At 44.0% G+C, this 12,272-nt stretch carries 6 protein-coding genes; 3 read left to right on the plus strand and 3 right to left on the minus strand.

Translation table 11 applies throughout. The features are described from left to right. Positions 1-60 precede the first annotated feature (60 nt). The 3 genes from AC4II3_RS26715 to AC4II3_RS26725 form a co-directional block, all read right to left on the minus strand. On the minus strand, positions 61-3,279 hold the full coding sequence (locus AC4II3_RS26715; RefSeq protein WP_488010204.1) for an efflux RND transporter permease subunit: 3,219 nt from the start codon (positions 3,277-3,279) through the stop codon (positions 61-63). 54 nt (positions 3,280-3,333) lie between these two features. Beyond that, the gene (locus AC4II3_RS26720; RefSeq protein ID WP_488010205.1) at positions 3,334-4,929 is read right to left on the minus strand and encodes an efflux RND transporter periplasmic adaptor subunit; all 1,596 of its coding nucleotides are present in this window, start codon (positions 4,927-4,929) and stop codon (positions 3,334-3,336) included. A gap of 569 nt (positions 4,930-5,498) precedes the next feature. Further along, positions 5,499-6,245 (minus strand): PEP-CTERM sorting domain-containing protein, encoded by a 747-nt coding sequence (locus tag AC4II3_RS26725; RefSeq protein WP_488010206.1) that lies wholly within the window; start codon positions 6,243-6,245, stop codon positions 5,499-5,501. Positions 6,246-7,375: 1,130 nt separating this feature from the next. Between AC4II3_RS26725 and AC4II3_RS26730 the strand changes: the two genes are divergently transcribed. The 3 genes from AC4II3_RS26730 to AC4II3_RS26740 all read left to right on the plus strand — a co-directional run. Further along, positions 7,376-10,552, plus strand: a complete 3,177-nt coding sequence (locus tag AC4II3_RS26730; protein ID WP_488010207.1) for a CHAT domain-containing protein — start codon at positions 7,376-7,378, stop codon at positions 10,550-10,552. Between the two features lie 33 nt (positions 10,553-10,585). Further along, complete coding sequence (locus AC4II3_RS26735; RefSeq protein WP_488010208.1) at positions 10,586-10,948, plus strand: hypothetical protein; 363 nt, start codon at positions 10,586-10,588, stop codon at positions 10,946-10,948. Continuing rightward, positions 10,945-12,272 (plus strand): hypothetical protein (locus AC4II3_RS26740; protein WP_488010209.1); only part of this gene is annotated, 1,328 nt, incomplete at its 3' end. The genes AC4II3_RS26735 and AC4II3_RS26740, both read left to right, overlap by 4 nt.

The raw sequence follows: 12,272 nt of genomic DNA on the forward strand, positions 1-12,272 counted from the left end.
ATTGCCTTCCCCTCCTGGGAGGGGTTAGGGGTGGGTTGCCTATTGCCTATTGCCTCTTGCCTATCTCTGATTGGGCGTCAACTGTAAATACAAACAGGGAATCACCAGCAAAGCACTCAAGGTTGAGGCACATAAACCGAATATAATTGCCATACACAACGGAAACCAAATGGGAGCACTTAGTGCTAAAGGAATCAAACCAACCATGGTGGTAATACTGGTAGTGAGTACCGGGCGCAATCGGTCAGAAGCACCATGAGCTGCAGCTTGCCGCACTTTCATTCCACTTGAGCGATGGTTGTTCATGGTTTCTACGATCACGATGGAATCATTAACTACAATTCCCACTAGAGAAATAATCCCAATTATGGCAGGAAACGAAAGGGGTATCCCCACCAAAGAGAAACCACTAAAAGTGCCAATCAAAGCAAAGGGGATAGAGAGCATAATAATGAAAGGCTGGCTGAAAGAGCCAAATTGCAGCACCAGTACCGAAAAAACTAAGAAAAGTGATACATAGGACATGTTAACTGCGGAACCAAAGGTCTCACTTTGAGTTTCAGCCTGTCCGCCGAATTTGTAATCATAACCTGGAGACCATGTTTTCTTCATTTGCTCTAATTTTGGCTGTAACTCTGCCAAAATCTCTCCAGAGGTGCGACCTTTAGCTTTAGAATAAACAGTAACTGTGCGTTCGGTATCTGTATGGGTAATCGATAGGGGAGCCATACTCTGCTCAACATCCAATATCGCCTCTCCCGATATTGCTCCGTGGTCTGATGAAAACAGTTGAATCATTCTCAACTCATCACGACGAGTGGGACCACCTACAGCGCCATTGCGGGAAGGCCACGCAGTACTCAGACGAATTTCTAAGTCGTCTTTTCCTGCTCTAATGGCAGAGTCTGTAATCTCGTTATCGGTCATAATGTAGCGTCCCTGCAGGGCTAGGTCATTTTCCGTGATGCCATAAAAATCCATAGCTTCCCGTTTGGGTCGAAGTTTGATATCGTTGCGCAAGTCTCCCAAGCCATCACGAACATCTTCAGTCCCATCAATCTGGCGCAGTGCTAATTGGACTTCACCGGAAATCTGCCGCAGTGTGTTCATGTCATTGCCTTTTAGCTCAATGGCAATGGGGTCTCCGCCTTCAGCAGTACCAGGAACATTGATGACTAGGGATGCTCCAGGATAATTACGGATGGCCTGATTCAGTTCTGTGCGCAAGTCATCTATATAGTCATAGGACAACTGGTCGCGCTCGTTTTTTTTGGTAAATAGTGCTGAGAAACCTAGTAAATAGTTATCCTGTGTCGGCTTAAGACCACTCTCTGCCACTAAACCACTTTTTTGACCAACTAATTTGGTGACACTTTCAAAATAATCCTTGGAACGCAAAATTTCTCCTAAATCATCTGCCACTTCTTGAGACTTGTCCAAGGTGGCTGTGGGGGGTAATTCCACATTGATACTGATAGGCCTGGTGTCAGCATCAGGAAAAAGCGTTCCTGGTAATTGCGCAACTGCCACCAAAGAGATCATAAAAAGAACTACAGTGCCGACAATCCAAGCACCAGCAGTGGCTCGGTTACGTACTGTAAACTTGAGACTCCAGTTTTTAAACCATTCAGAGGCGGATTCGGTTAATTTATCAATGCGGGTTTTTTGCATCCCGCCTTTGACATTACCCAACAGAAAGCGAGACAAGGGTATATCGATTAATAAAGCGATCGCATAACTGAGCAACAGACAGATAATTGCTGTAATGGGCATTAAGCGTATAAACTTGCCCATGGTGCCACTAATTACCAGAAGGGGAGCCATAGCTAGAATGGTTGTTAGCTGACCGGAAAACGCTGGTGCTGCATAGGTTCTCACAGTCTTAAGGGCTGCCTGATTAAAGGTTAACCCTTCCACAAACAGTCCATCATGCATCCCCTCCATCATTAAGATGAATACATCCACCAGCAATCCTAGTGCTATGACCATCCCATATAAGATCATATTGTTGAGGGTGTACCCACCAAGCCAGAGCAGAAATATAGCTCCGAGAAAGGTTAAAGGAATCGATAACCCAGCAATTATGGCTTCTCGCCAGGTCAGGGCAATGAACAAGATGATAAAAACACCAACCACTGCCTGAATCACATTACTGATCAGGTTATTCTGCTCATCGTGAATCTGTTCGTCCTGCCTGTAGGTAATCCGATAATCCATCCCAAAAGGCCAGACATTGAGGTCTTGCTTGAGAGACTCCAGTTCTTCTAAGGTTTTTTCGATGACCTTAATCGAGTCAGACCCTGGTACTTTCACTACATCCATGCTGACGGTGGGTTCAAACTCAGAACCCTGCCAACTAATGAAAGCACGAGTCTTTTCCCTTTCCAAATCCCGACGTACTAAGGCAACTTCATCTAGGCGCACTACCCTACCATCACTACCACCCAAACGAGTGATAGGCAAGCTACGTAAATCTTCCAAGGTACGAAACCTACCGTACAATCGCACCTGAGCCCCAATCTGTTCATTTTCAATCTGATCCCAGGGCATATCTTGGTTAGCAACTCTGAGGCGGTCACTTACTGTGGTTGGGGAAATCCCCAAAGTAATCATGCGGCTGGGGATAAGTTGGACATTGATAACTTCTTTCCGTTGTCCTGCTACATTAACCTCCCGTACATCCGAGACTTTTTCGAGTCTTTCTTGAATATCTTCCGCCGCCCGACTGAACACCGCCGGATCGAGATTACCATATAAAGCAATCGAGAAAATTGGGACATCTTGGGCAGAGATTTGCTCTATATTTGGTTGATTAGCCTCTGAATTAATCTCCGGTTCAGCATCATCGACTTTTTGCCGCAGCAGTGCCATCGACTCCTGAACATTGGCATTAGCTTGAAATTCCACTGATATCTGGGAGAAACCGTTGAAAGAAGCACTCTCAACTTTCTTCAATCCCTTTAGGGATTTGAGTTCTTTTTCAATTTTATCGGTGACTTGAGTTTCTATGGTTTCTGGGTCAGCCCCTGGCCAACTAGTAGTCACTATCGCCATGGGAATTTCCACATCTGGATCGGCTTCTTTGACCATGGACTGATAACCCATCAATCCACCCAAGGTTAGCAAAACGATCAGGAGAATACCAAATACTGTTTTCAGGAAAAAGAATTTAGCTAAACCTGAGGCTTGGTTAACATCAGGCACATCATGGCCATTATGATGTAATTTATCCTGTAAACCCTCAGGTTTATAGTTGGATGAAACCAGCTTACTACTCATCAATTACCTACCAAAGGAAAACGTCATCTGACCAATTACAAACTTTCCAAATTGCTAGTCAATCACTTCAACTGGTGTGCCATCAACTAAGCGATTTAGTCCTTCTGTGACCACTAAGTCGCCAACTTCAACACCACTTGTAATTTCTTGCATAGAAATCCCCCTAATCCCCGCTGTTACCGGACGCAGTTTGACGACGTTTTCTTGTTGATTTACAACAAATACATAGGTTTTCTGGTCTCGGTAGACAATTGCATTAAGAGGAACACTTAGGGCTGTGGGGTTTTCTGCCACAGCGATCCAAAGAGAAACTCGCTCCCCATCCAGTACATTCTTACTTCCTTGGTACAGGCGGACGGTCACGTTTACAGAACGCTCACCAGGGTTAACCGAAGGACTGACTGAAAAAATTGCGCCTCGGGCTTTAGCAAGGCGAAACAATTCCTGTTGGGTCATGCCTCTACTAGAGGCAGTACTCATGTCTTGATCTAACACCACATAAGCTGATTGACCCGGTTGCACCAATGGGCCATAAAAGGTGGGTAGTTCGACATCGACTTCATAAGCGCTAGGGTCATTGACAATGATAGGCACTGAATCGACTACAGTCTGATAATCACCAGTGGTTGCACTGTTTAAAATTTGGGTTGTCCAGAAGTCTCCCTCTCGGATATTAAGGTGGGCTACAATCCCATCAAAGGGTGCTATAATCTCCGCATCTTCTAGACTAATGGTAGAGCGAGTTTGCCCAGCCTTGGCTGAAGCAATCTGGGCTTGAGTAGCAGTTAATTGTGACTGGGCAGATGCTAACTGACTTTCAGCGGCTTTGACATTGCTCAAGGCAGCATTAACCTGAGCTTGTGCTGCTCTGACTTGGGATTGAGCATCCTCGGCTCTATTTCTGTAGACATCAACATCACTCTCTGAGATCACACCAGCATCGAAAAGTTCTAGACGGCGTTTGAATTCAGATATCCCTAAATCAAAATCATTTTTTGCTACTTCAAACTCGGCTTGGGCGCTGAGTACTTGTGCTTTGGCTTGTTCTACATTTGCTTGAGCTTGAGATAAGTTAGCCTGTGCTGTTACCCGTTGGGTCTGAGCTTCAGCAGTTTGGGCTTGAGCTTGTGCCAGTTCTGCTCGCAGTCTGCGGTCATCTAATTTTGCTAGTAATTCACCCTTTTTGACAAAATCTCCCTCTCGCAGATCCCGTCCATTAACTTTTTTGAGATAGGTGATGGTTCCTGAGGTTTGGAAGGTCAGGTGTTTGCCTCGCACTGCTGCAACGTAACCATTGCCAAAGACTAACTGTTGCAGTGGATAAGTTTTGACTGGGGTGGCTCGTACAGGTAACCGGTTAGGTTCAGCTGGGGCTGCTGTGATTGTGTTTTGTGATACCTCGGGATTAGGTTGGGACTGTTTGAAAGCGATCGCACCCAATGCTAGAATACCGATACCGAGCAGAAGAAAAGGCCACATCGGTCGCTTTTTGCGGGAGGGATTGCCTGGGGTATTGGTTGCTTCCCCGGCAGCTTCCGTTTCTAGTTCGGGTAATGGGGCTTGTGGTTGCTGTTCAACCCCTTGATCAATGTCTTCCTGAATTGGTTGAGGTGAGGACAAGTGCTTTTGAGGCAAAGGATTTAATTTCATTGTTTATTTCCTGTAGCGTCAAGTTTTAATAAGTCTTAAGTATTTTTGGGTAGCCCAGTATAGGGATATCGCCTGTCACCAAGGAGTCTGTTTCTATAGAAATGCCACAGGCGCGCATCAGAACAAGTAGATATCTAGCATATACTCAGTTGGAGCAACCGTGCCATAAACCCGTGGTATAGGATTCTCTTAAGTTTCGTCAAGTATACAGCCTCAAAACCTGTGTTGAAATCAGGATAAGCACTAAAACCGAGGGATCAGATTATTGTATTGTTCGTTGGTATGTCTTGGTTTAGGGAGTAGGGAATAGGGAATAGGGAGCGGTTATCCCTCTATAGGCTTTCATCTGTACACCAGACGGAATAAATTAATGGCTATATTGAAATCTTGGTTAATTTGTAGATAAATTATCAATCACAAATCATAAATCATCAATCATCAATCATCAATTAACCCCACCAGTGTTTTAAACCAGTGGGGTTAATTGATGATTAATTTAAACTAATTACAAGAATGTATTTTGTCTGCTGAGCGCTGAGCGCTGAACGCTGTTCCCGTAGCGCATATGCTTAAGCAGTCTTTTTTTTGAAAGCTGCACCTGTTCCCAAAGCACTTAATGCTAGTAAGCCCAAAATTGAAGCAGGTTCCGGGACGGATGTGAGCTCAACATTGTCAATCAGCAGTCCAGAGCTAACAGCAGTATCATCCTCGTCTAAGACTCCAAATCCTAAACTAAAGCTTCCGGAGGTGTCAAAGGTATAAGAAAAACTCTGAAAGCCAGTCTCTTGAAAGAAAGGTGTCAAAGATGTTATGAATAGTGGGGAGTTGGTGTCAGCTAGCCCATCTACCATTTTAGCTATGCTCACGAAAGAAAAATCGTTAAAAACTGCTGGAGTAAAAGATGTGTCTTCATTGGTGAGAAAGTTCCAATCAAAAGTCAAAATATCTCCGGCATGGGCCGTGAAGGTTTGTTGAATTGCAGAACCCTCTCTGGGAGTGTCTACATTGGGAAGATTAGGGATAGTAGCTAAGCTTCCAGCTGTTAATCCTAGAAATGTTTCTAGATCCGAGACAGGAACTGAGCCAAAACCAGTGGTTAGTAGAGCTTGGAAGTCTCCATCGGTTGGACCACTTCCAAACGCTTCTGTCTCAATACTTGTGTCGCCTATCGTTGCCCATGGGGTGAAATCACCAGTTTCAAAACTGCCATTGACAATTGCCAGAGCTGGGTTAGCACTTAAAAGAGTTGCCGCACTAACTAAACTTACTGTACCTGAGCATAGGGTTAAGACATTGAACAATTGACGAGTAGACATAAAATTGATTACTCCTTTGTTAGGTAAAATGCTATGGTTTTCGCGACGACACTATTTGCTCGAACTATTTGAATAGTTTTGGAAAATTCATTAATATAGCAATTCTCTCTTCCATGAGGTACAAAGCGATCCCCCTAAATCCCCCTTTTTCAGGGGGACTTTGAGGTTGATAAGCATACCTCATAAATGCCAGAAAAGCTATAAGTCAGAACATCTAAACATTAAGGGGCTCAAATCAATTAATTCTAAAATCTAGAGCCTCTTAATAAGCAAGCAGCATGATCTGACCCATCCAAGCCAACTAGTGTAAGCATGGATGTAACTAATAAGAAAAATCCCTAGGAACTTAAGCTGCGTGATCTAAGGATAGTGTTCATTGTTGATTATTATCCCCAGATGGGGGTCTTTTTTTTGACGGCTTTAGGTTGGTAGCTATGAAAACAATGAACTAGTTAAGGTTAAAGACTGATTTATTTCCCAACAATACTATTACATATGGATCAGTACTAATTGAGCTAGTAAACGTAAACTTTACTCAATATTTAAGTTAATCAAGTTTTGATGAAAAATCCTTTAATAAGAGAAAATTTATAAGATATAGCATTTACAAATAGGTCATGAACAATCTTGCTTATTTCTGATAACATCAAAAACTATTCGGATCTCTTTACTACTCTTACTTGTTCCTTCTTTCCTTTTCCCTGTCTTGATGCATCCTATGTTTACATCTCAAATAAAAACCCTATACTTTGGTTCCCTAAGATGCATTTAAATTTCCATCTCAAGTAGCCTGACCTAGGGCACTATGACTGAAGTCTCTGGTTAACGGTAAAGGGTCAACGGTCAACAAAAAACGGTGGTGGTACAGAAGTAGTGATTTTAACCCCCGAAACCTTGACTACACCGTAGCCAAATTACTACATCTTTACCACTACTGCTTATTCAAAAGCTGTTCTTGTAGCGTGCACTATGCCATCAGCTGATAGCTGATAGCTGAATACTTACCCTGATTTTGGGTATGATTGTGCTCCCCAATTTCCCCAGTGGTATCCCTTCTTGGGGAATATTATAGAATTAAGAAATAATAATCATTGATGGCAGCAGCTATTGGTTAACATCTGCTTTGCCCCATGGATGAAGAACGCCTCCAAGCCTATCTCAGGCTGATTCAAAAGCTGCTGAGTTGTCCCAGTGGCAAGGAACCAGAGATTTTGAACTCCCATCAGGATTTGGTAGATGGGGAGTTGGTGCAGGTGATGCAACAGGTGGCAAAGTGGTTGGCACAGGAGGGAGATAAAGATAATGCTGAATTTTTAACCAGTGTTGCCCGTCAGCTAGCTGAGGCCCTGGGATTATCATCAACAAGTCCTACCTCTTCCCAATTGCCCACTGCCGACTCACAACTTAACTTCCTGATCGAGGTATTGCAGGCAACTGGAAAAAGCAACGGCAACCCGCAAGTGGTTTATCCCCTACTGCAAGCAAATCTAGATCAGCTAGATGATAACTTAGCAGTGCTATTGCGAGACTGGGCAACGGCGACACTGAAGAAAGTGGAACAACAACAAGCCCGTGGTATCGCAGGAATTATTCTCAATTTCAGTATTCTGATTCAGGAGTTTCCCCGAGGCAGTAGAGCGATTAACTTAGAGATTGCTATTACTGGCTATGAGGTGGTTGGCACTGTTTTTACCCGTGAGGCTTTTCCCCGAGATTGGGCAATAACTCAAAATAATCTGGGGAATGCCTACCGTAACAGAATCAGGGGAAATAAAGCAGACAACCTCGAAGATGCTATCGAGGCTTACCAAAAGGCTTTGGAAGTGTATACCCGTGAGGCTTTCCCCCAAAAGTGGGCAACCATTCAAAATAATCTGGGCAATGCCTACAGTGAAAGAATCAGGGGAAAGAAGGCAGACAACCTCGAAGCAGCCATCAAGGCTTACCAAGGGGCTTTGCAAGTTTACACCCGTGAGGCTTTTCCCCAAAAGTGGGCAGGTACTCAAAATAATTTGGCAATTGGCTACCGTAACAGAATCAGAGGAAAGAAGGCAGACAACCTCGAAGCAGCCATCAAGGCTTGCCAAGGGGCTTTGCAAGTTTACACCCGTGAAGCTTGTCCCCAAAAGTGGGCAATGACTCAAAATAATCTGGCAGCTGCCTACAGTGAAAGAATCAGGGGAGAGAAGGAGGACAACATCGAAGTCGCCATCAAGGTTTACCAAGAAGCTTTGCAAGTGTACACCCGTGAGGCTTTTCCCCAAAAGTGGGCAATGACTCAATATAATCTGGGGAATGCCTACCGTATCGAAGTCGCCATCAAGGTTTACCAAGAAGCTTTGCAAGTGTGCACCCGTGAGGCTTTTCCCCAAAAGTGGGCAATGACTCAATATAATCTGAGGAATGCCTACCGTCAAAATATTAGGGGAAACCTCCTCGAACCAGCCATCAAGGCTTACCAAGGGGCTTTGCAAGTTTACACCAGTGAGGCTTTTCCCCAAAACCATGCCGAAACCTTATTTAACCTTGGGCTTGCCTACCAAGATGCCCAACAGTTAACCAACGCTTACCATACCTTTTCTGAGGCTATCGAAACAGTAGAATCCCTCCGTGGTGAGATTGTCTCTGGTTCTGGCATCGAAGCAGACAAACAAAAACTAGCTGAACAATACAACCAAGTCTACAGCAGCATGGTTGAAGTCTGCCTGGAACTAAACAAACCCACCGAAGCAATTGAATATGTTGAACGTAGCAAAGGTAGAAACCTAGTAGAACGGCTGGCTGACAAAACCCTCTATCCTAAACGCGATCGCTATCCCAACCCAGAGGTTTATAAAACTCATTGTCAGCAACTCGACCAATTGCGAAAGGAAATCCTAGCAATACAGCGAGAGTTAGAGATATTAAAAATAAATCGGGAGTCAGAGGAGGAATACCGCGAAACTATCAAGAAACAGCAGCAAAGGTTAAACCGCTTAAAACATGAGCAGGATAACTTACTCAAGGAAATCAACCAACTAGATCTTAGTTTTCAATTCACCCAACAGGTTGAACCCATTCTCTTTAGTGATATCCAAACCCTCATTGATAAGCACACTGCTATTATCGAGTGGTATATCACAGACAATCAGATTCTTACCTTTATCATCACGGTTCAAAATCAGCACCCACAGGTTAGGCAATCTTCTTCTGAAGAGCGCAAAGCCCTAATTGATTCGACTAATGAGCATCTGACCACAATTGATTTGATTGATAAGCATCTGACCACTGACTACGAGAAAGAAGAACAGTGGAAAACTCATCTAGATAAGCTACTAAAGCGATTAGCCCAGATTCTGCATATTGAGGAAATTCTCCCTGAACTCCCCCAAGAGTGCGAGCAGTTGATTCTCATCCCCCATCGTTTCTTACATTTGTTCCCGCTTCATGCATTGCCCATCGAGAATAGGAAGCAACAGGCAAACAACAGTGAGGAATATGCCCAAACTAACAATGCTTACTTATTGGATTTGTTTCCCAAAGGAGTTCGATATGCTCCCAGTTGCAAATTACTGCAACTGAGTCAAAACCAACAGTGTCCCGATTTCAGTAAGCTCTTTGCTATCCAAAACCCGACTAACGATCTATACTATGCCGACTTAGAAGTTAAGAACATTCTGCCATTATTCTCGTCTTTCCAAGTCTTCGCCAAGCAGGATGCCACTGAAGCTGCTGTTAAGACCAGTCAAGAGATGCCCCTATCCCACTGTAGTCATTTTTCTTGTCATGGTGAGTTTAATCGAAAATCACCCCTAGAATCAGCACTGATTCTCGCCATAGATGAAAGTCCAGAAGATGGACGCCTTACTGTAGCGGAAATCTTTGAACTCAGTCTAAATCAATGCTGCCTTGTCACCCTCTCTGCTTGTGAAACAGGCATTACTGCAGTTATAAAAACTACTGACAGTAGTACTTATGATTACAGCAGCGATGAATACATTGGTTTGCCCAGTGGTTTCCTCTATGCAGGTAGTCCCAGCGTTGTCAGCAGCCTTTGGACAGTGAATGAGTTTCCCACCGCCTTCTTAATGATTAAATTTTATCAAAACCTAAGTCAGTCTCCTACCAGAGAAACGGGTGAAATTGCGGTTGCCCTCAACGAAGCTCAAATATGGCTGCGGGAGGTTACGAAAGAAGAATTAGAAGAGTGGACAAACCATCTGTCCCTGACTCCCCTTGCCGAAGAAGCCTTGTTCGATTTGTTTGATAAAGAACAGCCTTTCCAATCACCTTATTATTGGGCTGCCTTTTGTGCCATCGGTAAATAAAACTCACTCCAAATCTATCTCATAATTTTTATCATGCCACTGACACCAGAACAACACATCGAAGCTTTTATTCATATAATAAAACAGCAACCATCAGTTTTTTCAGACGAGAATAGAATTGATTTAGAGCAAAAAATAGACAAGTGTCCAGAAGAAGATGTTCTATCACTCTTCAATGCAATTTCCGCTTGGTGCAGAAAATCCCCCGACATACGCAAGGCTTGGAGTGAAACCAGAAAAAGCTTATTTGGTTCAACACCTGGAAAAGGAAAGGCACAACATGAATCCATTCCCAAACCTAAACCCGAAGATTACAAAAAACTCCTAAAAAACCAGATGCGAGAAAGTTTTCGCGAAACTACTAAGGAGCAAAAACCACAAGACACTAGCAAATGAACCAAACACCCACACCATGGAAAGCACACAATCCTACCCTCACCCTCTACGCCTTTCAGCTTCGCCAAGACATTAGCAAAGGCAACCAACAGATGATGGACAATGCCGACCAACTGTGGGAACAATGTGTTGCCCTTGGTGAACAACGTAATATCCAACTCCTCAAATCCCTCAAAACAGAACTCCGCTGCTACACTTACGATTCCAAAGATTCTCAGTACCACTACAATCCCACCAATGAAGACCAAGAAGCAACACCAGAGGAGAAACCCTATCTAGATGATTCACTGGAATTGCTCAGGAAAGACCCCCAATCAGATCAAGCCCGTCAGCTGCGTTTTCACAGTGACTCAGATAAAAATGGTCTGCCCCTGATGGGAGAAGTTTATCCCCTGCGCATTCATGATACCTATGCCCTTGACCTGACCCTACGTTACCGTGAAACTGTAGAGTTAGCCCAGCTAAGTCAGCTCAATCCCACTGACCAAATCCAAGCCTCCATCGGACAGACCCTACTGCTATTTGCTAAACCAGTTAATGTCGAAGAATCCGCCTATGAAGACTTTGCTAATCACTGTGTTGCAGCGTTAGTCAAGGAAACAGCAGACTATCTCCAACTACCAGCAACGGGTCAACTCTTCGGTAGTCCTATTTTTGAGTATGATAATGACAAAGAGACGCCCAGGGAACGCTGTCACATTCTGGTGTGGTTAAACTCTCATCCTGAAACCTTGAGCAAAACCGTCGAGGCTTACCACTCCCTGCTCAATTTGCTCGGTTGTCGCAGTAAAATACTTTACGCTTATTCTCAATCCCGCCACTGTCATGATCAAGCCTTGGAACTCTATAGGGAATTAGAGCAAAAGGTAGAGCAATTAGTCCAACCCCCTGAAGAAACCCTAGAGGAACTCAACCAGTGGCTCAAGGAAATACCCCAAAGGGCATTTCACTATGCTAAATACCTGCGGGACATGGAAGACCACAGCACTGCGATTACTACCAACATCCAGAACTATAGATCCAGCTTAGAGAACATTAAAGCATTGAGTTTGCCCAATGATGACCTGGGATTTCTACAAATCTTCCTTGACCGCACCTGCAACCAATGTCAAACTCAGATTCAAGTAGACCTCAACTACCTTAGACCTACTCAACATTTATTTGAGCAGATGACTGCCACGATTCGGGGCATGATCGAGGTTAAGCAAGCAGAAAGCGATCGCAAATTACAGAAAACCTTACAAGCTAACGAAGCGGCTGCCCAAAAACGGGAGTGCGATTCGTTGACTAGAAACCTTACCCTACAAAGGTTAAGGGGGATTAG

The organism is Moorena sp. (genome assembly GCF_982860115.1).

What these genes read in the sequence shown, in the direction of transcription:
- AC4II3_RS26730 (WP_488010207.1), top strand. Translation starts at nt 7,376, where the DNA reads ATGGATGAAGAACGCCTCCAAGCCTATCTCAGGCTGATTCAAAAGCTG.
- AC4II3_RS26720 (WP_488010205.1), bottom strand. Translation starts at nt 4,929, where the DNA reads ATGAAATTAAATCCTTTGCCTCAAAAGCACTTGTCCTCACCTCAACCA.
- AC4II3_RS26735 (WP_488010208.1), top strand. Translation starts at nt 10,586, where the DNA reads ATGCCACTGACACCAGAACAACACATCGAAGCTTTTATTCATATAATA.
- AC4II3_RS26725 (WP_488010206.1), bottom strand. Translation starts at nt 6,245, where the DNA reads ATGTCTACTCGTCAATTGTTCAATGTCTTAACCCTATGCTCAGGTACA.
- AC4II3_RS26715 (WP_488010204.1), bottom strand. Translation starts at nt 3,279, where the DNA reads ATGAGTAGTAAGCTGGTTTCATCCAACTATAAACCTGAGGGTTTACAG.